Source organism: Falsirhodobacter algicola (assembly GCF_018279165.1).
In the GTDB taxonomy this organism is placed as follows: Bacteria; Pseudomonadota; Alphaproteobacteria; order Rhodobacterales; family Rhodobacteraceae; genus Falsirhodobacter; species Falsirhodobacter algicola.
The window spans coordinates 1,450,425-1,472,980 of record NZ_CP047289.1; the positions used below are offsets into that span (position 1 = coordinate 1,450,425).

The 22,556-nt window shown below is 66.6% G+C and carries 20 protein-coding genes; 8 read left to right on the forward strand and 12 right to left on the reverse strand.

Annotated elements, in window-relative coordinates; genetic code table 11:
- Position 1 precedes the first annotated feature (1 nt).
- From cyoD to cyoA, 4 genes are read right to left on the reverse strand one after another with little or no spacing between them, the layout of a single operon-like run.
- A complete protein-coding gene (cyoD, locus tag GR316_RS07355; protein ID WP_211783319.1) occupies positions 2 to 433 on the reverse strand; it encodes a cytochrome o ubiquinol oxidase subunit IV in 432 nt (143 codons plus the stop codon).
- A 1-nt stretch (position 434) separates the two neighbouring features.
- Complete coding sequence (gene cyoC, locus GR316_RS07360) at positions 435 to 1,052, reverse strand: cytochrome o ubiquinol oxidase subunit III (protein WP_211783320.1); 618 nt, start codon at positions 1,050 to 1,052, stop codon at positions 435 to 437.
- 3 nt (positions 1,053 to 1,055) lie between these two features.
- Entirely contained in the window at positions 1,056 to 3,044 is a 1,989-nt protein-coding gene (gene cyoB, locus GR316_RS07365; protein WP_211783321.1) for a cytochrome o ubiquinol oxidase subunit I, read from the reverse strand.
- Between the two features lie 13 nt (positions 3,045 to 3,057).
- Positions 3,058 to 4,221 carry a ubiquinol oxidase subunit II gene (cyoA, locus tag GR316_RS07370; RefSeq protein ID WP_249218724.1) on the reverse strand — a complete coding sequence of 388 codons (1,164 nt, stop codon included), beginning with the start codon at positions 4,219 to 4,221 and terminating at the stop codon, positions 3,058 to 3,060.
- Positions 4,222 to 4,382: 161 nt separating this feature from the next.
- On the opposite strand from cyoA, the gene GR316_RS07375 reads away from it, so the two are divergent.
- The gene (locus tag GR316_RS07375) at positions 4,383 to 5,714 is read left to right on the forward strand and encodes an MFS transporter (protein ID WP_249218725.1); all 1,332 of its coding nucleotides are present in this window, start codon (positions 4,383 to 4,385) and stop codon (positions 5,712 to 5,714) included.
- Between the two features lie 121 nt (positions 5,715 to 5,835).
- Here GR316_RS07375 and cysN read toward each other — a convergent pair whose 3' ends face one another.
- The 4 genes from cysN to GR316_RS07395 form a co-directional block, all read right to left on the reverse strand.
- Entirely contained in the window at positions 5,836 to 7,746 is a 1,911-nt protein-coding gene (gene cysN / locus GR316_RS07380; RefSeq protein WP_211783323.1) for a sulfate adenylyltransferase subunit CysN, read from the reverse strand.
- The gene (gene cysD / locus GR316_RS07385; RefSeq protein WP_249218726.1) at positions 7,746 to 8,663 is read right to left on the reverse strand and encodes a sulfate adenylyltransferase subunit CysD; all 918 of its coding nucleotides are present in this window, start codon (positions 8,661 to 8,663) and stop codon (positions 7,746 to 7,748) included. The genes cysN and cysD overlap by 1 nt, the downstream gene beginning before the upstream one ends.
- Before the next feature lie 132 nt (positions 8,664 to 8,795).
- Positions 8,796 to 10,832, reverse strand: coding sequence for a DNA helicase RecQ (gene recQ / locus GR316_RS07390; RefSeq protein WP_211783324.1), 2,037 nt, complete (start codon positions 10,830 to 10,832; stop codon positions 8,796 to 8,798).
- Positions 10,832 to 11,119 carry a YggT family protein gene (locus tag GR316_RS07395; RefSeq protein WP_211783325.1) on the reverse strand — a complete coding sequence of 96 codons (288 nt, stop codon included), beginning with the start codon at positions 11,117 to 11,119 and terminating at the stop codon, positions 10,832 to 10,834. The genes recQ and GR316_RS07395 overlap by 1 nt, the downstream gene beginning before the upstream one ends.
- A 148-nt stretch (positions 11,120 to 11,267) precedes the next feature.
- Between GR316_RS07395 and GR316_RS07400 the strand changes: the two genes are divergently transcribed.
- The 5 genes from GR316_RS07400 to arfB all read left to right on the forward strand — a co-directional run bounded on the left by GR316_RS07400 (position 11,268) and on the right by arfB (position 15,662).
- A complete protein-coding gene (locus GR316_RS07400) occupies positions 11,268 to 12,605 on the forward strand; it encodes an MFS transporter (RefSeq protein WP_211783326.1) in 1,338 nt (445 codons plus the stop codon).
- On the forward strand, positions 12,602 to 13,480 hold the full coding sequence (gene mepA / locus GR316_RS07405; RefSeq protein WP_211783327.1) for a penicillin-insensitive murein endopeptidase: 879 nt from the start codon (positions 12,602 to 12,604) through the stop codon (positions 13,478 to 13,480). The genes GR316_RS07400 and mepA overlap by 4 nt, the downstream gene beginning before the upstream one ends.
- Entirely contained in the window at positions 13,453 to 14,316 is an 864-nt protein-coding gene (locus GR316_RS07410; protein WP_211783328.1) for an esterase-like activity of phytase family protein, read from the forward strand. Before mepA ends, GR316_RS07410 begins: the two co-directional genes overlap by 28 nt.
- A gap of 62 nt (positions 14,317 to 14,378) precedes the next feature.
- Complete coding sequence (locus GR316_RS07415; RefSeq protein WP_211783329.1) at positions 14,379 to 15,002, forward strand: queuosine precursor transporter; 624 nt, start codon at positions 14,379 to 14,381, stop codon at positions 15,000 to 15,002.
- A gap of 237 nt (positions 15,003 to 15,239) precedes the next feature.
- Positions 15,240 to 15,662 carry an alternative ribosome rescue aminoacyl-tRNA hydrolase ArfB gene (gene arfB / locus GR316_RS07420; protein ID WP_211783330.1) on the forward strand — a complete coding sequence of 141 codons (423 nt, stop codon included), beginning with the start codon at positions 15,240 to 15,242 and terminating at the stop codon, positions 15,660 to 15,662.
- Positions 15,663 to 15,665: 3 nt separating this feature from the next.
- On the opposite strand, the gene GR316_RS07425 is transcribed toward arfB, so the two are convergent.
- The 4 genes from GR316_RS07425 to trhO are packed head-to-tail and all read right to left on the reverse strand — an operon-like array spanning position 15,666 to position 20,560.
- Complete coding sequence (locus tag GR316_RS07425; RefSeq protein ID WP_211783331.1) at positions 15,666 to 17,009, reverse strand: S41 family peptidase; 1,344 nt, start codon at positions 17,007 to 17,009, stop codon at positions 15,666 to 15,668.
- Positions 17,010 to 17,017: 8 nt separating this feature from the next.
- Positions 17,018 to 18,127, reverse strand: coding sequence for a murein hydrolase activator EnvC family protein (locus GR316_RS07430; RefSeq protein WP_211783332.1), 1,110 nt, complete (start codon positions 18,125 to 18,127; stop codon positions 17,018 to 17,020).
- On the reverse strand, positions 18,124 to 19,632 hold the full coding sequence (gpmI, locus tag GR316_RS07435; protein WP_211783333.1) for a 2,3-bisphosphoglycerate-independent phosphoglycerate mutase: 1,509 nt from the start codon (positions 19,630 to 19,632) through the stop codon (positions 18,124 to 18,126). Before gpmI ends, GR316_RS07430 begins: the two co-directional genes overlap by 4 nt.
- Positions 19,633 to 19,687: 55 nt before the next feature.
- Positions 19,688 to 20,560, reverse strand: a complete 873-nt coding sequence (gene trhO, locus GR316_RS07440; protein ID WP_211785142.1) for an oxygen-dependent tRNA uridine(34) hydroxylase TrhO — start codon at positions 20,558 to 20,560, stop codon at positions 19,688 to 19,690.
- Positions 20,561 to 20,663: 103 nt separating this feature from the next.
- On the opposite strand from trhO, the gene pncA reads away from it, so the two are divergent.
- Both pncA and pncB read left to right on the forward strand, forming a co-directional pair.
- Positions 20,664 to 21,257, forward strand: coding sequence for a bifunctional nicotinamidase/pyrazinamidase (pncA, locus tag GR316_RS07445; protein WP_211783334.1), 594 nt, complete (start codon positions 20,664 to 20,666; stop codon positions 21,255 to 21,257).
- A 1-nt stretch (position 21,258) separates the two neighbouring features.
- Positions 21,259 to 22,551: a nicotinate phosphoribosyltransferase gene (gene pncB / locus GR316_RS07450; protein ID WP_211783335.1), complete on the forward strand. Its 1,293-nt coding sequence runs from the start codon at positions 21,259 to 21,261 to the stop codon at positions 22,549 to 22,551.
- Positions 22,552 to 22,556: the final 5 nt, after the last annotated feature.

Genomic DNA, 22,556 nt, shown 5'->3' on the forward strand with positions numbered 1-22,556 from the left:
GTTACTCCGACTCCGGGTTTTCCGGGGCGCCGCTGCCCATGCCCTGACCCTGCTCCACGCCGGAGACGGTCATGCTGTGGTTCGGCATCATGTTGGCGTTCATGTTGAACATGACCCAGACGGAGCCCGACACCATGATCCCGACCACGACGAGCGTGAACACCGTCGAGGTAAGGGTCCAGCCCTCCTCGGAGGTGGGGGTGACATGGAGGAAGTAGATGACGTGCACGATGATCTGCACGATGGCGAAGCCGGTCACCGTCAGGATCGTGGTCGTCGGATTTTCGAACCCGCCCGACATGACGATCCAGAACGGGATCACCGTCAGGATGACCGACAGCACGAAGCCGGTCATGTAGGATTTGAACGAGCCGTGCGAATGACCGTCGCCGTGGTGGTCGTGATGTGCGTCGGCATGGGCGTGATGGGCCATGTCAGATCATCCTCACAAGGTAGACGAAGGTGAAGACGCCGATCCAGATGACGTCGAGGAAGTGCCAGAACAGGCTCAGGCAGCTCAGCCGCCGCTGCATGTCCGAGGTCAGGCCGAACTTGCGCACCTGCAGGACCAGCGTGGCCAGCCACAGCGTGCCGAAGGTGACGTGCAGACCGTGCGTGCCGACCAGCAGGAAGAAGGCCGACAGGAACGCCGAACGCTGCGGACCCGCACCTTCGTGGATCAGGTGGTGGAACTCGTAGATCTCGATTCCGAGGAAGGCGAGACCGAAGAGCGCCGTGACCAGCAGCCAGCCGATGACGTGACGGCTGTTGTGCTTCTGCATCGCCAGCATCGCGAAGCCGTAGGTGATCGACGAGAAGAGCAGCATCGCGGTGTTGATCGCGATGAGGTCCAGATCGAACAGTTCCTTCGGGCCGGGCCCGGCGGCAAAGGAGCCGCCGAGAACCGCATAGGTCGCAAAGAGGACCGCGAAGATGAGGCAATCGCTCATCAGGTAGATGTAGAAGCCCAGCATGGTGCTGGCGCCTTCGGGGTGGTGCGGCTCCTCCGCGAGGTGGAAGGCGCCGTCTTTGGGCAAGGTAACAGTGCTCATGGTTCAGACCTGCGCGAGTTGCTTGGTGCGGGCGTCCTCGGTCTTTGCGACCTCCTCGGCCGGGATGTAGAAGTCACGGTCCCGGTTGTAGGTGTGATAGATCGCGTAGCCGATCATCGACACGAAGGACAGCGCCGCAAGCCACCAGATGTACCAGATCAGGGCAAAGCCGCAGACCGTGGCGAACCCGGCGAGAATGAAGCCCGCCTCGGTGCCCTTGGGCATGTGGATCGGGGCATAGCCGGACACCGGACGCTGATAGTTGCGCGCCTTCATGTCATGCCAGGCATCGACCTCGTAGGCCACCGGGGTGAACGCGAAGTTGTAGGCGGGGGGCGGCGAAGAGGTCGCCCATTCCAGCGTGCGGCCGTTCCACGGATCGCCCGTGACATCGCGCAGCTGATCGCGCTTCAGGATCGAGACGGCGATCTGGATCAGGAAGGCCCCGATGCCCACCGCGACCAGCGCGGCGCCGAATGCGGCGATGGCGAACCAGATGCGCAGGTCGGGATCGTCGAAGACCCGCATCCGCCGCGTCACGCCCATCAGGCCGAGCACATAGAGCGGGGTGAAGGCGAACCAGTAGCCCAGCACCCAGCCCCAGAACGACACCTTGCCCCAGAACGGATCGAGACGGAAGCCGAAGGCCTTGGGGAACCAGTAGTTGACGCCCGCGAACACCCCGAACACCACGCCGCCGATGATCACGTTGTGGAAGTGCGCGATCAGGAACAGCGAGTTGTGCAGCACGAAGTCGGCCGGCGGCACAGCCAGAAGCACGCCCGTCATCCCGCCGATCGTGAAGGTCACGAGGAAGGCGATGGTCCACATCATCGGCGCTTCGAACCGGATGCGCCCCTTATACATGGTGAACAGCCAGTTGAAGATCTTCGCACCCGTCGGGATGGAGATGATCATCGTCGTGATCCCGAAGAAGGAGTTCACGCTCGCCCCCGACCCCATCGTGAAGAAGTGGTGCAGCCACACGATGTAGGACAGGATGGTGATGACGATCGTCGCATAGACCATCGAGGTGTAGCCGAACAGCCGCTTGCCCGAGAAGGTGGACGTCACCTCGGAGAAGACCCCGAAGAGCGGCAGGATCAGGATGTACACTTCCGGGTGGCCCCAGATCCAGATCAGGTTGACATACATCATCGGGTTCCCGCCCAGATCGGCGGTGAAGAAGTTGGTCCCGATGTAGCGGTCGAGCGTCAGCAGAACCAGCACGGCCGTCAGGACCGGGAAGGATGCGACGATCAGGATGTTGGTGCAGAGCGCGGTCCAGCAGAAGATCGGCATCTTCATCATGGTCATGCCCGGGCAGCGCATCTTGATGATGGTCACCAGAAGGTTGATGCCCGACAGCGTCGTACCGACACCGGCCACCTGCAGACCCCAGATGTAGTAATCGACACCCGTGGACGGCGATGCCCCGATCCCCGACAGCGGCGGGAAGGCCAGCCAGCCGGTTTGCGCGTATTCACCGACGAAGAGCGAGATCATCGTCAGCACCGCGCCGCCGACCGTCATCCAGAACGAGAAGTTGTTCAGGAACGGGAAGGCCACGTCGCGCGCGCCGATCTGCAGCGGCATGACGAAGTTCATCAGACCGGTCACGAACGGCATCGCGACGAAGAAGATCATGATGACGCCGTGCGCCGTAAAGACCTGATCGTAGTGGTGCGCGTTCAGATAGCCTTCGGAGCCGTTGAAGGCCCAGACCTGCTGGATCCGCATCATCACCGCATCGGCGAAGCCGCGCAGCAGCATGATCGTTCCCAGCACCATGTACATGATGCCGATCTTCTTGTGGTCGATGCTGACGACCCAGTTCTTCCAGAGCGGCACCCAGAGACGGAAATACGTCATGGCTGCCAGAACCGCCGTGCCGAGCACGGCGACCCCGATGAATGTTGCCACCAGCACCGGCTCGTGGATCGGGATGGCGGCCCATGTCAGGCGGCCAAAGATGAATTCGGTTAGGGTCATATCGCCTGTTCCGTCAAAGGGCCTGTGCGCTCGTCGGCGCGGAAAGAAGGGTGATCGCTGGCGTCAGCGAAGGGCCGGGACGATCGAGGCCGTGGCCACGCACCGGGCTCGTATCGCGGGCGGCGACGATCACCTGCTCGTTGCCGTAGATGCGCTGCGAATCGAGCACCGTGCAGAACGCATCGACCGTGACCGGGGTGGAGCCGAAGGGCGTCGGACCGCGGGTGAACACCTTGGTGGACAGTTCGGTCACGTTCATCGTGCCGGCATTGCCGAAGCCGCCAAGCTCGTCCACCGCCATCATCTCGTCGACGCACATCCGCGTGCCATCGACGCAGCGGTTGACGATCGCGTGCCACAGGCCCGGCTCGACCGAGTTGTAGTAGCTGACGGGAACGTTCTCGGAGGGCTGCTCCAGCTGAGCATAGAGATCGCGGTCGAGCGGTGCGCCCTGAGCGCGGACCGAGTCCACCCAGTCGTTGAACCCATCCTCGGAGAGGACATGCGTCTCAAAGCGCATATGCGAGAAGCCGTGACCAGAGTAATGCGCCGAGAAGCCTTCATAGACGCCCTCGTGGTTCATCACGCCGTTCAGCTTCGTCTCCATCGCGGGCATGGCATAGATCATACCGGCCATCGCGGGGATGTAGAAGGCGTTCATCACCGAGGTCGCCGTGATCGAGAATTCGACCGGACGGTCCACCGGGGTCGCAACCTCGTTGATGGTCGCGATGCCGTATTCGGGATAGATGAACATCCACTTCCAGTCCATCGCCACGACCTGCACGCGCAGCGGCTCGTAATCCTCCTCGATCGGTTGATCGGCGGCGATTCGGTCCAGCGGGCGGTACGGGTCCAGAAGGTGCGTGCCGACCCAAGTCAGCGCGCCGAGGCAGATGATGATCAGCAGCGGCGCCGACCAGATCACCAGCTCGAGGCGGGTGGAGTGGTGGAACTCGGGGTCGTACTCGGCGTCCTTGTTGGACTCGCGGTACTTCCAGGCGAAGAAGCCGACGAGCGCGATCACCGGAATGATGATCAGCAGCATCAGCAGCGTCGAGATCACGAGGACATCGCGCTGCTGTGCCGCAACGTCACCCGCGGGCGACAGCACCACGGGCTTGCAGGCGGCTATGAGGGCGAGCGGCGCCAATGCGGCGAGGCGAAAGCTTTTCACGGCGAATCCATTCGGAATGGTCGGACTGATGGCCGAGGTGGCATTGTATGGCCCCGCGATAAACCCGAAGCCCGAGCGGCAACATTGGACAATTTGCCCAATCCCAAGTCTAATGCAATAAAGGCAGACAGCAAACCAAGCAATCGAATGGAGTTGAGCCCGTGAGCATCCCTGCATCAACGACGGCGGAGCAGGACGCCCGCCGCCTGCATTCCGACAGCCACGGGCGGCATGAGGCCGACCCGGGCGAGATGGCGATCGGTGTCATCATCGGGCGGACGGCGGAGTTCTTCGACTTCTTCGTCTTCGCCATCGCCTGCGTCCTCGTGTTCCCCGTCCGCCTGTTCCCCTTCGTGGACGCGCTGACCGGCACGCTCTATTCCTTCGCGGTGCTGGCGCTGGCCTTCGTCGCCCGGCCCTTCGGGTCGGCCTTCTTCCTCTGGGTGGACCGCACCTATGGCCGCGCGGCCAAGCTGACGGCGGCGCTGTTCCTGCTTGGAACCTCCACCGTCGCGATCGGCCTGATCCCGACCTACGAGACGCTCGGCCCGGCGGCCATCATCATTCTGTGCGTGCTGCGCATCGGGCAGGGCTTCGCGCTCGGCGGGGCATGGGACGGTCTGGCCTCGCTCCTGTCGCTCAGCGCGCCGGAGCATAAGCGCGGCTGGTACGCGATGATCCCGCAGCTCGGCGCGCCCATCGCGCTCGTGGTGGCGGCGGGCCTCTTCGTGTACCTGACGCTCGGCATGTCGGCGGTGGACTTCTACGACTGGGGCTGGCGCTATCCGTTCTTCGTCGCCTTCTCCATCAACGTCGTGGCGCTGTTCGCCCGTCTGCGGATCGTGGCGACGCCCGACTATGAGGAAATGTTCGCCAACAACGAACTGCAACCGACCTCGCTGCGCTCCACCCTGCGGGCCGAGGGCCGGTCGATCGTGGTCGGCATCTTCACCCCGCTGGCCAGCTTTGCGATGCTGCACATGCTGACGGTCTTCCCGCTCGGCTATGTCTTCCTCTTCACGGAAAACAGCCCCGCCGGCTTCCTGACGACGCTGGTGATCGGCGCGCTGGTCGGCCTCGGCGCGACGGCCCTGTCGGGGCGCCTGTCGGACACGATCGGTCGCCGCAAGCTGCTGACCGGTGCCACCATCGGCATCGCGGCCTTCGCCATCGTCGGGCCGATCCTGCTCGGCTTCGGTGGCGTGGGGCAGACGATCTACGTCATCCTCGGATTCATCCTGCTGGGCCTCAGCTTCGGTCAGGCGTCGGGTGCGGTCGCGGCCAGCTTCGGCAAGGGCTACCGCTACACCGCCTCGGCGGTCACCTCGGATCTGGCTTGGGTCGCGGGGGCGGGTCTTGCGCCCTTCGCCGCGCTGTTCCTGACGGCCTCGCTCGGCCTCTGGGCGGCGGGTGCCTACCTTCTGTCCGGCGCGATCTGCACGCTGATCGCCCTGCGCGTGAACCGCCTGACGGGGAACATGGGCCGCGCCTGATGCGCCCCAGTCCTTTCGGCATCAAGGCCCCGCTTCGGCGGGGCCTTTTTCGTTCCGCCCTGCCCCGGACATGAAAAAAGCGGCCCGAAGGCCGCTTTTTCCGTGCGATGCGATGCCGGGATCAATCCCGCAGCAGATAATCCACGATCATCTCGGCGGCGGCTTCGGCCGACATCTCGTTGGTGTTGACCACGATCTCCGCCGACTCGGGTGCCTCATAGGGGCTGTCGATGCCGGTGAAGTTCTTCAACTGGCCCGCGCGCGCCTTCTTATAAAGGCCCTTCACGTCGCGGCTTTCGGCCACGTCCAGCGGGGTGTCCACGAAGACCTCCACGAACTCGCCCTCGGCCATCAGGTCGCGGACCATGCGGCGTTCGGACTGGAACGGACTGATGAAGGCCGTCAGCACGATCAGGCCGGCATCCGTCATCAGGCGGGCCACTTCGCCCACGCGGCGGATGTTCTCCACCCGGTCGGCATCGGTGAAGCCGAGATCGCGGTTCAGCCCGTGGCGCACATTGTCGCCATCCAGCAGGAACGAATGCCGCCCCATGGAGTGCAGCTTCTTCTCCACGAGGTTGGCGATCGTGGATTTGCCCGAACCCGACAGGCCCGTGAACCACACGACCCGCGGCTTCTGCCCCTTCTGGGCGGCATGGGCGTCACGGTCGATATCGACCGCCTGCCAGTGGATGTTCTGCGACCGGCGCAGCGCGAAGTGGATGAGGCCCGCCGCCACGGTCGCGTTCGTCATCCGGTCGATCAGGATGAAGCCGCCCATCGTGCGGTCGTCGTCATAGCTCTCGAACACCAGCGGGCGGTCGGTGGAGATGTTGCACACCCCGATCGCGTTCAGCTTCAGCGTCCGCGAGGCCAGATGCTCGGCGGTGTTCACGTTCACCTCGAACTTCGGTTCGGTGATGGTGGCGGTGACCGATTGCGTGCCCAGTTGCAGGATATAGGGACGGCCCGGAAGCATCTCGGCCTCGTCCATCCAGATCAGCGTCGTCTCGAACTGATCGGCGACTTCGGGCGGCATGTCGGCCGCCGCGATCACCGACCCGCGCGAGCAGTCGATCTCGTCGGCGAAGGTGATCGTGACCGCCTGCCCCGCGATCGCGCTGTCGAGATCGCCGTCATAGGTCACGATCGACTTCACGGTGGAGGTCTTGCCCGACGGCACGACCCGCACCGCATCGCCCGGTCGCACCATCCCCGAGGACACCGTCCCCGAGAAGCCGCGGAAATCGAGGTTCGGACGGTTCACCCACTGCACCGGCATGCGGAACGGACGCTCGCGCGCCGAACGGTCGGTCAGCGGCACCTCTTCGAGATGCGCCATCAGCGTCGGGCCGTAATACCAGTCCATGCCGGTGGACCGCTCGACGATGTTGTCGCCCCGCAGGCCCGAGATCGGGATCGCGGTGAATTCCTTAATGCCGATCGATTCGGCGAAGGCGCGGTAATCGGCGACGATCTCGTCGTAACGCTCCTGCGAATACCCGACGAGGTCCATCTTGTTCACCGCCAGCACCACATTCGGGATGCCGAGGAGGTTCACGATGTAGCTGTGCCGCCGCGTCTGCGTCAGCACGCCCTGACGCGCGTCGATCAGGATCACGGCAAGATCGGCGGTGGACGCGCCGGTGACCATGTTGCGGGTGTATTGTTCGTGGCCGGGCGTGTCGGCGACGATGAACTTGCGCTTGTCGGTCGCAAAGAAGCGATAGGCGACATCGATGGTGATGCCCTGCTCCCGCTCGGCGGCCAGACCGTCCACCAGAAGGGCGAAGTCGATCTCCTGCCCTTGGGTGCCGACGGCCTTCGAATCCTTGGACAGCGTCGCCAGCTGATCCTCGAAGATCATCTTGCTGTCATAGAGCAGGCGACCGATCAGCGTGGATTTACCGTCATCCACCGACCCGCAGGTGATGAAGCGCAGCATCGTCTTGTGCTGGTGCTTGGCAAGATAGGCGTCGATGTCTTCGGCGATCAGCGCGTCGACCTTGTACTCGTGCGTCTGCTCGGTCATCAGAAGTAACCTTCCTGCTTCTTCTTTTCCATCGAGGCGGCGCTGTCATGGTCGATCGCGCGGCCCTGCCGTTCGGATGTGGTGGTGAGCAGCATTTCCTGAATGACTTCGGACAGGGTCGCGGCCTCGGATTCGACGGCCCCCGTCAGGGGATAGCAGCCCAGCGTGCGGAACCGGACGGAGCGGAGTTCCGGCTCCTCCCCCGCGCGCAGCGGGAAGCGGTCGTCATCCACCATGATCAGCAGCCCGTCGCGTTCCACGACCGGGCGCGGCGCCGAGAAATAGAGCGGGACGATCTCGATCCCCTCGAGCTGGATGTACTGCCAGATGTCCAGTTCGGTCCAGTTGGAGAGCGGGAAGACGCGGATCGATTCCCCCTTCTGCTTGCGGGCGTTGTACTGGCTCCAGAGTTCGGGGCGCTGGTTCTTCGGGTCCCAGCGGTGATTGGCCGAGCGGAAGGAGAAGACGCGTTCCTTGGCGCGGGATTTCTCCTCGTCGCGCCGTGCGCCGCCGAAGGCCGCATCGAAGCCGTATTTGGTCAGCGCCTGCTTCAGGCCGTCCGTCTTCCACATGTCGGTGTGCAACGAGCCGTGGTCGAACGGGTTGATCCCCTTCTCCATCGCCTCGGGGTTGTGATGGACCAAGAGGCGCATGCCGGCATCGGCGGCGGCCTTGTCGCGCAGCTTGTACATCTCTTGGAATTTCCAAGTGGTATCGACATGCAGCAACGGGAAAGGCGGCGGCGAAGGGAAGAACGCCTTCTTGGCCAGATGCAGCATGCAAGCCGAGTCCTTGCCGACGGAATAGAGCATCACCGGGTTCGTCGCAGTCGCCACGACCTCGCGCATGATCTGGATGCTTTCCGCCTCAAGCCGCTGCAGGTGTGTCAGTTGCCGGTCATCCAACGCCATGGTCATCTTCTCACAATTCATTCGAAGCCACGTTTCACTGCCACAGCCAGCGGCGGCGCGAAAGGTGCCATATACCTCAAGAGAACATGCACGCCCGGCACGGACAACGAAAAAGTCGCCTCCGAGCGCGATCGGGCGTCAGCCGTCGTGCAGGATCTCGAGGAAGGCCGCGCCGAAACGGTCCAGCTTCTGCGGACCCAGCCCGCCGATCCGGTCCAGATCGGACAGGGTGGAGGGGCGGCTTTCGGCGATGCGGCGCAGGGTCGCAGTGGGCAGGTTCATCGGCTTGCCCGTCCCGTCCTCGCCGCGGGCAAGGCGGACCTGCGCCTCGGCCAGCCGGTCGAAGATGAGGCCCGCATCGCGCCCCGCAAGGCGGCGGCGCTGCGGGTGCATCGGCTCGGCCGCGCCGTTGATCACCGCAAGGAAGGCCGAGCCATAGCTTTCCAGCTTGCGCGCCCCGACCCCGGTGATGCGCGCCATGTCGTCCAGCGTGGCGGGGCGGCGCTCGGCCATCTCGGCCAAGGTGCGGTCGGTGAAGATCACATAGGCGGGGACGTTCTGCGCCTCGGCCAGCGCGCGGCGCTTGGCCTTCAGCGCGGACATCAGGGGCGCGTCCTCGTCGCTGACCAGCGTCTTGACGGCGGTGCGGCCGGGGGCCTTGTCCACCGTGTCGCGGCGCAGGGTGATCGGCTGCTCCCCCTTCAGGATCGGCAGCGCCTCGTCGGTCATGCGCAGGGCGCCATGGCGTTCGGGATCGGGGCGCACCAGATCGCGCCCCATCATCTGCCGGAACACCGCGCCCCATGCGGGTTTGGACAGATCGCGCCCGACGGCAAAGGTCGGCAGCGCGTCATGCCCCCGTTCGGCCACCTTGGTGGTGCGGTTGCCGGTCAGGATGTCGATCAGATGGCCCGTTCCGAACCATTCACCCGTGCGCAGGATCGCCGAGAGCGCCTTGCGCACGGCCTCGGTCGCGTCGAACACCTCGACGGGGCGGTCGCAGATGTCGCAATTGCCGCACGGCTCGGAGGTTTCGCCGAAATAGCGCAGAAGGCCCTGACGGCGGCAGCTCATCGCCTCGGCAAGGCCCAGAAGGGCATTGAGGCGCCCGTGATCGGCGGCGCGGCGTTCGGGCGGGGCCACGCTTTCGTCGATCTGGCTGCGGCGCAGGCGAATGTCGTCGGGGCCGTAGAGGGTCAGCGTTTCGGCCGGGGCGCCGTCGCGGCCCGCGCGGCCGATCTCCTGATAGTAGCCTTCGATGGTCTTGGGCAGATCGGCATGGGCAACCCAGCGGATGTCGGGCTTGTCGATGCCCATCCCGAAGGCCACCGTCGCCACGACGATCAAGCCATCCTCGCGCTGAAAGCGGGTTTCCACCATGCGCCGTTCTTCGGGGTCCATGCCGCCATGGTAATGGGCGGCGCTGTGTCCCGCCTCTTCCAGCGCGCGGGCCAGCGTCTCGGTCTTGGCGCGGGTGGCGGTATAGACGATGCCCGACAGGCCCTTGCGACGGCCCGCCCAATCGAGGATCTGGCGGCGCGGGCTGTCCTTCACGGCAAAGGCAAGGTGGATGTTCGGCCGATCGAAGCCGCGCAGGAAGGTGGCGGGCGTCTCGCCGCCAAACAGCCGCTCCACGATCTCGGCCTGCGTTTCGGCATCGGCGGTGGCCGTGAAGGCCGCGAGCGGCACGCCGAGGCTGCGCCGCAGCGTGCCGATCCGCAGGTAATCGGGGCGGAAATCGTGCCCCCATTGGCTGACGCAATGCGCCTCGTCCACCGCGATCAGGCCGACGCCGATGCGCCGCAGCATCCCTTCGGCCACGCCAAGGCGTTCGGGCGCCATATAGAGCAGCTTCAGCCGGCCCTGATCCAGCGCCTCGAAGACTTCCTCATTCTCGGCCTCGGTATTGGCCGATGTCAGCGCCCCCGCCTCCACGCCCACCTCGCGGAGCGATCGGACCTGATCGCGCATCAGCGCGATCAACGGCGAGATGACGACCGTCACCCCATCGCGGCACAGCGCCGGAAGCTGATAGCAGAGCGATTTGCCCCCGCCCGTGGGCATGATGGCCAGCGTGTTCTGCCCGGCCGTCACCGCGGCCACGATCTCTTCCTGCCCGGGGCGGAAGGCATCGAAGCCGAAGATGTCGCGCAGGAAGGTCGCCGGGGCCGTCATCAGTAGAAGGCGGCCGCGTTGTTCACGAGGATGATGCGCAGCGCATAGACGGCCAGCAGCGCCACCAGCGGCGCCAGATCCAGCCCTGCCATGGACGGAAGCACCCGGCGGATCTGGCCATAGACCGGCTCCAGCAGGCGGTTCAGCCCTTCCCAGATCTGCCAGACGATGGGCTGGCGCAGGTTCAGCACGCCGAAATTGATCAGCCAGCTCATGATGACATGGGCGAAGATGATGAACTGCACGACGCTGAGGATCAGCAGAAGGATCTGAAGCAGAGAAACCATGGGCCCGTCCGTTGGAACAATTCGATCCCAGACCTAAGCGTTCGGGCGGTCCGGCACAACGGGCTTCATGCCGCGCCGCCCTGCGCCATTGCGGCGCGCCCCGCCTTTCCGCTATGGCTTCGGGCGGGCGAGGCAGCGAGGCCAGTGCATGACATCCACCGGGGGCAAGGCGCGCCGGGCGATCTGGGGCTGGTACTTCTTCGACTGGGCCAGCCAGCCCTATGCCACGCTGCTGACCACGTTCATCTTCGCCCCCTATATGGCGCGGATCATGGGCGACGGGGCGGCGGCGCAGGCCGTCTGGGCCTATGGGCTGGCGGCGGCGGGGGTGCTCATCGCGGTCGGCTCGCCGCTCTTGGGGGCGGTGGCGGACCGGACGGGCGGGCACCGCCGGTTCCTTCTGGTGTTTTCGGCGATGTATGTCCTTGGCGCGGCGGGGCTGTGGTGGGCCGAACCGGGCGCGCCCCGCACCGCGTGGACCGTCACCTGCTTTGCCATCGGCCTCGTGGGGATGGAATACGCCACGACCTTCACGAATGCCGTGATGCCCCGCCTTGCCCCGCGCGCCGAACTCGGGCGCATCTCCGGCTCCGGCTGGGCCTTCGGCTATGCGGGCGGGGTGATCGCGCTGGTGCTGATGCTGGTCTTTCTGCAGGAGGGGCCGGACGGGCGCACCCTTGCGGGGCTGACCCCGGCCTTCGGCCTCGATCCCGCGCGGGCCGAGGGGACGCGCGCCGTCGGCCCCTTTACCGCACTGTGGTACGCGCTGTTCATCCTGCCGTTCTTCGTGTTCACCAAGATGCCCCCCGCCGGGCCGGACGGGGTGCGCGCCGCGCTGCGGGGGGCCCTGCCCGATCTGCGGGCCGCGCTGATGCGGCTGCGCCGGGATCGGAGGCTTGGCGGGTTTCTTCTGGCCTCCATGCTCTACCGCGATGCGCTGAACGGGATCTATGCCTTCGGCGGGATCTACGCCGTAGGGGTCCTTGGATGGGAGGTGCGGGCGGTCGGGATCTTCGGCATCCTTGCCGCGATCGCCGGGGCCGCGGGCGCATGGGCCGGGGGGCGGGCGGATCGGCGGTTCGGGCCGCAGCCCGTGATCATGGTCTGCCTCGGCCTGCTGACGGCGGCGGCGGCGGCGGTGCCGATGCTGGGGCCGGAGCGCATCCTCGGCCTTCCGGTCGCGCCCTTGGTGCCGACCGCCGCCTTCTATGCCATCGGCGCGCTGATCGGGGCGGCGGGGGGCGCGGCGCAGGCCGCCAGCCGCACGCTGCTGATCGACCGCGCCGATCCCGCCCGCATCACCGAGGCGTTCGGCCTCTTCGCCCTTTCGGGCAAGGCGACGGCCTTCCTCGCGCCGCTGGCGATCGGCATCGCGACGCAGATCAGCGGATCCCAGCAGATCGGGGTTCTGCCGGTCATCGCGCTCTTTCTTGCCGGGCTGGGGCTGCTATGGTGGTCGGGCATGAACCGCAGGCCGCACAGATGATCCCCCTTCTCGCCGCGGCGCTGAGCGTCGCCCTCTCCCTGCCCGCTGCGGCCCAGACCTTGGCGAGCGAGGCCTTCGCCGCCGCCGCCCGGCCCACATCGGGGCCGGCCCATGCGATCGGGGGCTACAGCCGCGGCTGCGCCACGGGGCTGCAACCGCTGGCCGAAACCGGGCCGACATGGCAGGTCATGCGCACCTCGCGCAATCGCAACTGGGGCCAACCCGAGACGATCCGCTTCCTGCAGGATCTGTCGGTCGCGGCCACCAAGGTCGGCTGGCGGGGGATCTATATCGGCGACATCGCACAGCCCCGCGGCGGGCCGGCCCCTTCGGGCCATGCGAGCCATCAGACGGGGCTGGATGCCGATGTCTGGCTGCGCCCGCCCACCAGCCTGACCCTGAGCCGCGCCGCGCGCGAGGATCTGCCCTTCGTTTCGGTCCGGACGGCGGATCAGCGGGAGGTGAATGCCAACTGGACCCCGGCGCATCAGGCACTGCTGCGCGCCGCCGCAAGCGATCCGCGCGTGGACCGCATCTTCGTCGCCGCCGCCATCAAGATCGCGATGTGCCGCACCGCGACCCCCGCCGACACGCCATGGCTGCAGAAGATCCGCCCCGAGGTGGGGCACGATTCGCATTTCCACGTCCGCCTGAAATGCCCGGCGGGCGATACCCTGTGCGAGACGCAGACGCCGACCGTGGCCGAACTGTCCAAGGGCGGCAATGGCTGCGATGCTACGCTGCAATGGTGGGTGACGGACTTCCTCGAACCGCCCGCCGCCGATGGCCCCGCCGCGCCCGCCCGCAAACATCCCCGCCAGTACACGCTGGCCGACCTGCCTGCCCAATGCTCCGACGTCTTGCGCGCGCGCTGATCGCGCTTCCCTTGCTGGCGCTGCTGGCGGCGGTGGCCTCGTGGCTGCTGCCGGCGGGGGGGAATCACGCCGGAACCTACCGTTGGCAGGGCGACGATCCGCGCTTTGGCGGCTTTTCGGGGCTGGACCTCGCGGCGGACGGGCGCCGCTTTACCGCCATCACCGACAAGGGCGATTGGCTGACCGGCACCATCCTGCGCGACGGCACCCGCATCACCGGCATCGAGGCGACGCCCCTTCAGGCCCTGCGCGCCGCCGATGGTGGCCCCCTGCCCATCCCCCAATCGGATGCCGAGGGGCTGGTGCTGGCGCCGGACGGCACCGCCTTCATCAGCTTCGAGCAGCGGGTCGGCCTGCGCCGCTACGCCGCGATGGACGGATTGCCCGAGGCGCTGCCCGATGCCCCCTTCCGCACCCTGCCCTTCAATGCCGGGCTGGAATCGGTCGCGCTGGACGGGGGCGATCTGCTGACCATCCCCGAAGCGCCGAATGGCGAAACCTTCACCCTCTGGCGCCTGACGGATCGGTGGCGGCGCGATTTCCGCATCGCGCGGCGCGGCATCTTCCGCATCTCGGACGCCACCGTCTTCGAGGGGCGGCTCTATGTGCTGGAGCGGGCGTTCCTCGGCTTCGGCTTCTCCACTCGGGTGCGGCGCTTCGACATGGATGGCGGCGGCGAATGGACCATGTTCACCACCCGGCCGGGCAAGTTCGACAACCTCGAAGGGCTCGGCGTCTGGCGCGACGGGGCCGATACGGTGATCACGATGCTGTCGGATGACAACTTCATGCCCTTCGAACGCACGGAATTCGTCGAATACCGCTTTGCGGATTGACGCGGGTGCGGTATAGGCGGCCGCCCAAGTTCTCCGCCACCTTGTCAAAACGGATGTCCCACATGACCCGCGCGCACCTGCCCTTCATTCTGGCCATGGCGGCCATCGTCGTCGCCTCCAACATCCTCGTTCAGATCCTTCTGGGCGATTGGCTGACATGGGGGGCCTTCACCTATCCGCTGGCCTTCCTTGTGAACGACATCACCAACCGCGTGCATGGCGCAAAGGCGGCGCGGCAGGTGGTGATCGCGGGCTTCGTCACCGGGCTCGCCTGCTCGCTGATCGGCACGCAGATTGTGGGGGAGTTCGGGCCGCTCGTCTCCTTCCGCGTGGCGCTGGCCTCGGCGACGGCGTTCCTCGTGGCGCAGCTGCTGGACGTGTTCGTGTTCGACCGTCTGCGCGCGGCGGCATGGTGGCGCGCACCCGCCATCTCCACCGTGCTGGGGGCGACGACGGATACGGTGCTCTTCTTCACCATCGCCTTCTCCGGCTGGCTGACGCTGCTGGATCCGGCATCGGACGTATCTTGGGCGAACGAGGGGGTGCCGCTGCTGGGCCACGGCCCGATCCTGCCGCTCTGGATGTCGCTGGCCACTGCGGATTGGTGCGTGAAAATTGGGCTCGCCGCGATCGCGCTGGTGCCTTTCCGCCTGATCGTTCGGCGGATGACCACATCATTTGCGTGAAGATCGTTGACATGCCTCCGATCTGTGCCAACCTCACAGGTATCGGCAACGCATTGAAAGGAGGTGATCCAGTGTCGAGAGTGATATTGGAGAGAGGTGTCGGGACAGTCGGAGGGCACTTCAGCTAGGGGCAGCCCCCAAGCGGAACACCCATCGATTGGGATGAAACCTAACTGGCTCATCTCCTTGGATCTCGGAAAGGGTCGTCGGCCGTGACGGCCCTTTCTCTATGAAATCATGCTGCATATTACAGACACTCTTCACATCGCCGACTGGGAATTGACGGAACATTTCGTGCGCGCCTCCGGGCCGGGCGGGCAGAACGTCAACAAGGTCGCGACGGCGGTCGAACTGCGGTTCGAGGCCGAACGCTCCCCCCATCTGCCGGGGCCGGTGAAGGCGCGGCTGAAACGGCTGGCCGGGCGGCGCTGGACGCAGGAAGGTGCGCTGATCCTTCAGGTGGACGAGACCCGGTCGCAGGCCCGCAACCGCGAAATCGCGCGCGAGCGGCTGGCCGGGCTGATCCGTCAGGCGCTGGTGGCGCCGAAGCGGCGCATTCCGACCAAGCCGACCTTGGGCAGCCAGAGGCGGCGGCTCGCTGCCAAGGCGAACCGCGCCCAGATCAAGGCCGGGCGCGGCAACATCACGGACGAGGACTGAGCCTCACTTACGCTCCACCACGGACAGGCCGCGCAGGATGTCCACGGCATAGGCCAACTGGTAATCCTCGTCGCGCAGACGGGCGGTTTCCTCGACCAGAGCGCGATCGGCCTCCAGCTGCTGACGCTCTTCGTCGGTCATCGAATCGTTCGACAGGATGCCGCGCAGCGAGGATTCCGACCGCATCGGCAGGGCCGAGGCGCTGCCCTCGTCGTCGGGCACGGTGTCCGGATCGTGCACCGGCTGATCCACCACGATGTCGGGCGAAACGCCCAGCGCCTGAATCGACCGGCCCGAGGGCGTGTAGTAGCGCGCCGTCGTCAGCCGCATCGCGCCATCGCCGCGCACCGGCACCACCGTCTGGACCGAACCTTTGCCGAAGCTCTTGGTGCCGACCACGATCGCGCGCTTGTGGTCCTGCAACGCGCCCGCCACGATCTCGGAGGCCGAGGCCGAGCCGCCGTTGATCAGCACCACGATCGGCTTGTCTTCGGCCAGATCGCCCGCCGTGGCGTTGTAGCGTTCGTTGTCCTGCGGGTTGCGCCCGCGGGTGGAGACGATCTCCCCCTCCGTCAGGAAGGCGTCGGACACCTTGATCGCCTGCGTCAGCAGACCGCCGGGGTTATTGCGCAGATCGAGGACGATGCCGTTCACATTGTCCATCCCGCCCAGTTCCTCGACGCGCTTCTTCAGCTCGTCCTGAAGGCCGGGATAGGTCTGGTCGTTGAAGGTGGAGACGCGCAGCACGATGGTGTGCCCGCCCACGGTCCGGCTGCGCACGGCGGTCAGCTTGATCGTATCGCGCACCATGGACACGTCGAACGGTTCCGCCCGGCCCTCGCGCACGATCGTCACCACGATCTCCGACCCGACCGGCCCGCGCATCAGATCCACCGCATCGTCCAGCATCAGGCCCTGCAGCGATTCGCCGTTCACCGCGGTGATGTAATCGCCCGGCTGAAGGCCCGCAGCGGCCGCCGGCGTGTCGTCCATCGGGGTCACGACCTTGACGAAGCCGTCCTCCTGCGTGACCTCGATCCCGAGGCCGCCGAATTCGCCGCGCGTCTGCACCTGCATATCGCTGAAATCATCGGCGGGCAGATAGCTCGAATGCGGATCGAGCGAGGTGAGCATCCCGTTGATCGCCGCTTCGATCAGATCCTTGGGCTGCACTTCCTCGACATACTGGTTGCGGATGCGTTCGAACACGTCGCCGAACAGATCGAGCTGCTCGTAGACGGAGGAATCATGCTCCTGCTCCTGGGCGATCAGCGGCGCAGCCAGCTGGGTGGTGGCCAGAATCCCCGCCACGGTGCCGCCAAGCGCGGCCAGAACATATTTCCTCATACCCTGTCCTATGTTTCCCGAAGCTCCGCGAACCATTCGGCCGGATCGACCGGCCCCGTTCCGCGGCGCAGCTCCAGATACAGCGTTTCCGTCTCGCCCGAACCCGGCGCATCGGCCGCCTGATCCAAGACATTCACCAGACCCTGATCACCGCCCGGCATCAACCCCAAAGCCGCGCCGGCCGGCACGACCTCTCCTACCTCGCCATATACCGTTTGCAGGCCTGCCAGCACCATCAGATAACCGTCACCCGGCTCTAGGATCATCACATTTCCGTAGCCCGAAAGCGGACCGCGGTAGCGGATGGTCGCCGCGACCGGGGCCGTGACCAATGCAGCGGGGCGCGTCACGAAGATGATCCCCGGACGGCGCACCCCGGCCGCATCGGGCTGATTGGCCCGGCGCACCAGCGTGCCATGCGCGGGCAGCGGCAGCGTGCCCTTGGCCTCGGCAAAGCCCGGCGGCATCCCCTCCGGGTCCAGCTGCGCGGCGAAACTGTCCAGCGTCTCGGAGCTTTCGAGAAGCGCGCGCAGCACGCCCGGATCCTCGGTGAAGCGGCGCGGCAGGTCCGTCCGGTCCGAAATCGCTTGGCTCAGCGCGATCCGCGCCTCCTGCGCCACGCGCAGCCCCTCGGCCAAGGTACCGCTCGCCTCCAGCCGGGCGGCGCGCAGGCGGCCCAATTCTTCGAGCTGGCGGCGCAGATCGTCGGCCTCGGCCTGAAGGGCCGGGGTCACATCGGCCATGATCAGGCCGGTGCGCACCGTCGCCAGCGGGCCGCCCGGATGCAGGAACAGCATCGGCCCGGGCGTCGTGTCCATCCGTGCCAACGCGCCCAGAAGCTGCGAGATGTCGCGGTCGCGCCCCTCGGCCTGCGCCCGCAGATCCGCCTCGCGGGCGGACACCTGCCGCAGGCCTTCGCGCAGCGCGGTCAGCCCGTCCTCGTAGGCGGTGATGGTCCGCGTCAGCGCGCCCACCCGGTCGCGCCCGTCGCGGGCGCTGCGCATGTCGGTGATCGCCTCGCGCAGGGATGCGGCGGCACCCTGCGCCTGTTCGGCCACCCCTGCCGCCTGCAGCGGCCCGGCCATCAGGCACAGGGCAAGGGCCGCCGCGCGGATCATGCGATCAGGCTCTCCCCCGTCATCTCGGCCGGTTGCGGCAGGCCCATCAGCGCCAGCAGCGTCGGTGCGACATCGGCAAGGCGCCCGTCGCGCAGGCGCGCGCCGTCCGGCCCGCCGAACAGGATCGCGGGAACGAGGTTCGTGGTATGAGCGGTGTGCGGGCCGCCCGTTTCGGGATCGACCATGGTTTCGCAGTTGCCGTGATCGGCGATGACCAGCATCGCGCCGCCCGCCGCCTCCAGCGCATCCACGGCGCGGCCAAGGCCGGTATCCACCGCCTCGCAGGCCGCGGTCGCGGCCTCGAGGATGCCGGTATGGCCCACCATGTCGGGATTGGCGAAATTGACGACGATCAGATCGTAGCCATGCTCGATCGCGGCCACCAGCTTCTCGGCGACCTCCGGTTCGGACATCTCGGGCTGCAGATCGTAGGTCGCGACCTTGGGGGAGCGGGGCATCGCGCGGTCCTCGGCCTCGAACGGCTGCTCGCGCCCGCCATTCAGGAAGAAGGTGACATGCGGATACTTCTCCGTCTCGGCAAGGCGGAACTGGGTGCGGCCCTGCGCCGCCACCCATTCGCCCAGCGTGTTCACCAGCACCTGTTTGGGAAAGACCGTCGTCATGTAGGCATCATGCGCGGCCGAATAGTCCACCATCCCAAGGATCGCCGCCCATTCCACCGCGCGGCGGGGGGCCGCGTCGAAGGCGGGATCGGCCAGCGCCGACAGGATCTCGCGCGCGCGGTCGGCGCGGAAGTTCAGGCAGAAGATCCCGTCGCCATCCGCAGCGCCCGCGTAATCGCCGATCACGGTGGGGGCGATGAATTCATCCGTCTCGCCGCGGGCATAGGCGGCCTCGATCGCGTCGGCGGCCGAAGGGGCGTTCGCGCCCTTGCCGTCCACCATCGCCTCCCATGCGCGCATCACGCGGTCCCAGCGGGTGTCGCGGTCCATCGCGTAGTAGCGGCCCGACACGGTGCCGACGCGCACGCCCTCCGGCAGATCGTCCAGAAGCTGGCGCATGAAGGCCCGCGCCGAGGAGGGGGCCACGTCCCGCCCGTCGGTGATCGCATGCAGCACCACCGGCACACCGGACGCCGCTACGGCGCGGCAGGCGGCAAGCACATGCAGGATATGCCCATGCACCCCACCATCCGAGATGACGCCCATCAGATGCGCCGTCCCGCCCGAGGCTTTCATCGCGTCGATGAAATCGGTCAGGGCGGGGCGGGTGAAGAAGCTGCCATCCTCGATCGCCAGATCGATCTGGCCCAGATCCATCGCGACCACGCGGCCCGCGCCGATATTGGTGTGGCCCACCTCGGAATTGCCCATCTGCCCCTTGGGAAGGCCCACATCGGGGCCGAAGGTGACGAGCGTGGAATGCGGGCAGCCGGCCATCAGCCGGTCCATCGTGGGCGTGCGCGCCAGCGCCGGGGCATTCGCCTCGGTCTGATCGCGCAGACCCCAACCATCGAGGATGCAGAGAACGACGGGTCTGGTCATGGGGGGCCTCCTTGCTGAGGCCCGTTGTAGGCCGCAGAACACCGTCCCGCAACCGTCAGCCGCGCGTGCGCTGACGCTGGCGCATGCGGAACCGTTCGCGGTCGTCCTCGGTGTATTCGGACCGGCAGCGGGGGCAGGACACGCCCTCTTCGTAATCGGCATGGGCGCGGGCGGCGGCATCGACGGGACGGCCGCAGGCATGGCACATGCCGTGGCTTCCCGGCTCCAGCCCATGACGGACCGAGACGCGCCGATCGAAGACGTAGCATTCCCCCTGCCAGAGGCTGTCATCCTCGGGCACATCCTCGAGGTATTTCAAGATGCCGCCCTTGAGGTGGAACACATCCTCCACCCCCTGCCCCAGAAGGTAGTTGGTGGATTTCTCGCAGCGGATGCCGCCGGTGCAGAACATCGCCACCCGCTTGCCGGCGAACCGGTCGCGATTCGCCTCCCACCATGCCGGAAACTCGCCGAAGGACCGCGTGCCGGGATCGACCGCGCCTGCGAAGGTGCCGATCTCCACCTCGTAATCGTTGCGGGTGTCGATCACCACGACATCGGGCTCTTGGATCAGGGCGTTCCAGTCCCGCGCCTCGACGTAATGGCCGACGCGGGCGCGCGGATCGACATCGGGCTGGCCCATGGTCACGATCTCGCGCTTCAGGCGGACCTTCAGGCGATCGAACGGCATCTCGGCGGCGCGGCTTTCCTTCCATTCCAGCCCGGCGCAGCCCGGCAAGGCGCGGATCGCCGACAGAAGGGCGTCGATCCCGGCGCGCGGGCCGGCGACGGTGCCGTTGATCCCCTCGGCCGCGATCAGGAGCGAGCCGCGCACCCCGCCCCCTTCGGCCACGGCGCGCAGGCCGGGGATCAGGGCGGCAGGATCGTCAAAACGGGTGAAATGATACAGGGCGGCGACGGTGAACATGCGCGCCAGATGCGCCGCGCCCGCCGGAAAATCAAGGCCCGGCATTGACGAGGCCCCCTGCCGCCCCTACCCATCATGGGCCGCCACGCAAGGAGACGGGCCGATGGACGCGCTCATCGTCATCGACGTGCAGAACGACTTTTGCCCGGGCGGAGCCCTGGCCGTGGCGGAGGGCGATGCCATCCTGCCGCGCATCAACGCGCTGATGCCGAGCTTCGACATCCGCGTTCTGACACAGGATTGGCATCCGGCCGATCATTCCAGCTTTGCCGCCAATCACGGCGCGGACCCCTTCAGCCAAGTGCAGATGCCCTATGGCCCGCAGGTGCTCTGGCCCGTGCACTGCGTGCAGGGAACGCCCGGTGCCGCCTTCCATCCCGGCCTTGCCGCGGACGCGGCCGAGCTGATCCAGCGCAAGGGCACGCATGCCGCGGTGGACAGCTATTCCGCCTTCTTCGAAAACGATCATACCACCCCCACCGGGCTGGAGGGCTGGCTGCGGGCGCGGGGGGCGACGTCGGTCACGCTGTGCGGGCTGGCACTGGATTATTGCGTCGCGTTCTCGGCGCTGGATGCGGTGCGGCTGGGATTCCCGACGCGCGTGCTGACCGGCGCCTGCCGCGCCATCGACATGGGCGGATCGCTCGCGGATGCGCTGGCGCGGATGCGCGCCGCCGGCGTCACCTTGGAGGACTGAGATGGTCGACATCGCGACGCGCGTGCACAATCACAAGTGGAAGATCGACCCGATCGTCCGCTCGCTGATCGACACGGATTTCTACAAGCTGCTGATGTGCCAGTCGATCTTCCGCAACCGTCCCGACACGGTGGTGAAGTTCAGCCTGATCAACCGCTCCACCAGCTTCCGCCTTGCCGACATGATCGACGAAGGCGAATTGCGCCAGCAGCTGGACGCCGTGCGCGCGCTGCGCCTGACGCGGGGCGAAAGCACATGGCTGCGAGGCAACACCTTCTATGGCAAGCGCCAGATGTTCCGCTCCGACTTCATGGAGTGGTTCGAGGGCTTGCAGCTTCCGCCCTATCACCTCGAAAAGAAGGACGGCCAGTATGAGCTGACCTTCGAGGGCACATGGCCCGAGGTGATGCTGTGGGAAATCCCCGCCCTTGCCATTCTGGTCGAACTGCGGTCGCGCGCCGTGCTGGAACGGATGGGCCGGTTCGAGATTCAGGTCCTCTATGCCCGCGCCATGGCCAAGCTGTGGGAGAAGATCGAACGTCTGAAGAAGATCGAAGGCCTCAAGATCGCCGATTTCGGCACCCGCCGCCGCCATTCCTTCCTGTGGCAGGACTGGTGCGTGCAGGCGATGCAGGAAGGGCTGGGGGCATCGTTCCTCGGCACCTCCAACTGCCTGATCGCCATGCGCCGCGAGGTGGAGGCGATCGGCACGAACGCGCACGAACTCCCCATGGTCACGGCGGCGCTGGCCGACACCGATGCCGAACTGGCCGAAGCCCCCTACCGCGTCATGGCCGACTGGCACGAGGAGCATGAGGGCAATCTGCGCATCATGCTGCCCGACACCTTCGGCTCGGCCGGTTTCCTCGACCGCGCGCCGGATTGGCTGACGGGCTGGACCGGCATCCGCATCGATTCGGGCGATCCGGCCGAGGGCGCCGAACGCGCCATCCGCTGGTGGCAGGATCGCGGCGAAGACCCGCGCGAAAAGCTGGTGATCTTCTCCGACGGCTTGGATGTCGACAAGATCGAGGAACTGGCCGCGCGTTTCCGGGGCCGGGTGAAGGCCTCGTTCGGCTGGGGCACGATGCTGACCAACGACTTCCGCGATCTCGTGCCGGATGGGGCGCTCGATCCCTTCAGTCTGGTGTGCAAGGCGGTCTCTGCCGATGGCCGCCCGACGGTGAAGCTTTCCGACAACCCCAACAAGGCGCTCGGCCCCGCCGAGGAGGTTGCCCGTTACAAGCGCGTGTTCGGCGTGGGCCAGCAGACCGCGCAGGATGTCATCGTATGAGGCTT

What these genes read in the sequence shown, in the direction of transcription:
- GR316_RS07425 (WP_211783331.1), bottom strand. Translation starts at nt 17,009, where the DNA reads ATGAGGAAATATGTTCTGGCCGCGCTTGGCGGCACCGTGGCGGGGATT.
- cyoC (WP_211783320.1), bottom strand. Translation starts at nt 1,052, where the DNA reads ATGAGCACTGTTACCTTGCCCAAAGACGGCGCCTTCCACCTCGCGGAG.
- mepA (WP_211783327.1), top strand. Translation starts at nt 12,602, where the DNA reads ATGATCCCCCTTCTCGCCGCGGCGCTGAGCGTCGCCCTCTCCCTGCCC.
- GR316_RS07410 (WP_211783328.1), top strand. Translation starts at nt 13,453, where the DNA reads ATGCTCCGACGTCTTGCGCGCGCGCTGATCGCGCTTCCCTTGCTGGCG.
- pncA (WP_211783334.1), top strand. Translation starts at nt 20,664, where the DNA reads ATGGACGCGCTCATCGTCATCGACGTGCAGAACGACTTTTGCCCGGGC.
- gpmI (WP_211783333.1), bottom strand. Translation starts at nt 19,632, where the DNA reads ATGACCAGACCCGTCGTTCTCTGCATCCTCGATGGTTGGGGTCTGCGC.
- GR316_RS07400 (WP_211783326.1), top strand. Translation starts at nt 11,268, where the DNA reads ATGACATCCACCGGGGGCAAGGCGCGCCGGGCGATCTGGGGCTGGTAC.
- arfB (WP_211783330.1), top strand. Translation starts at nt 15,240, where the DNA reads ATGCTGCATATTACAGACACTCTTCACATCGCCGACTGGGAATTGACG.
- cysN (WP_211783323.1), bottom strand. Translation starts at nt 7,746, where the DNA reads ATGACCGAGCAGACGCACGAGTACAAGGTCGACGCGCTGATCGCCGAA.
- GR316_RS07395 (WP_211783325.1), bottom strand. Translation starts at nt 11,119, where the DNA reads ATGGTTTCTCTGCTTCAGATCCTTCTGCTGATCCTCAGCGTCGTGCAG.
- recQ (WP_211783324.1), bottom strand. Translation starts at nt 10,832, where the DNA reads ATGACGGCCCCGGCGACCTTCCTGCGCGACATCTTCGGCTTCGATGCC.
- cyoB (WP_211783321.1), bottom strand. Translation starts at nt 3,044, where the DNA reads ATGACCCTAACCGAATTCATCTTTGGCCGCCTGACATGGGCCGCCATC.
- trhO (WP_211785142.1), bottom strand. Translation starts at nt 20,560, where the DNA reads ATGTTCACCGTCGCCGCCCTGTATCATTTCACCCGTTTTGACGATCCT.
- GR316_RS07430 (WP_211783332.1), bottom strand. Translation starts at nt 18,127, where the DNA reads ATGATCCGCGCGGCGGCCCTTGCCCTGTGCCTGATGGCCGGGCCGCTG.
- cyoD (WP_211783319.1), bottom strand. Translation starts at nt 433, where the DNA reads ATGGCCCATCACGCCCATGCCGACGCACATCACGACCACCACGGCGAC.
- pncB (WP_211783335.1), top strand. Translation starts at nt 21,259, where the DNA reads ATGGTCGACATCGCGACGCGCGTGCACAATCACAAGTGGAAGATCGAC.
- GR316_RS07415 (WP_211783329.1), top strand. Translation starts at nt 14,379, where the DNA reads ATGACCCGCGCGCACCTGCCCTTCATTCTGGCCATGGCGGCCATCGTC.
- cysD (WP_249218726.1), bottom strand. Translation starts at nt 8,663, where the DNA reads ATGACCATGGCGTTGGATGACCGGCAACTGACACACCTGCAGCGGCTT.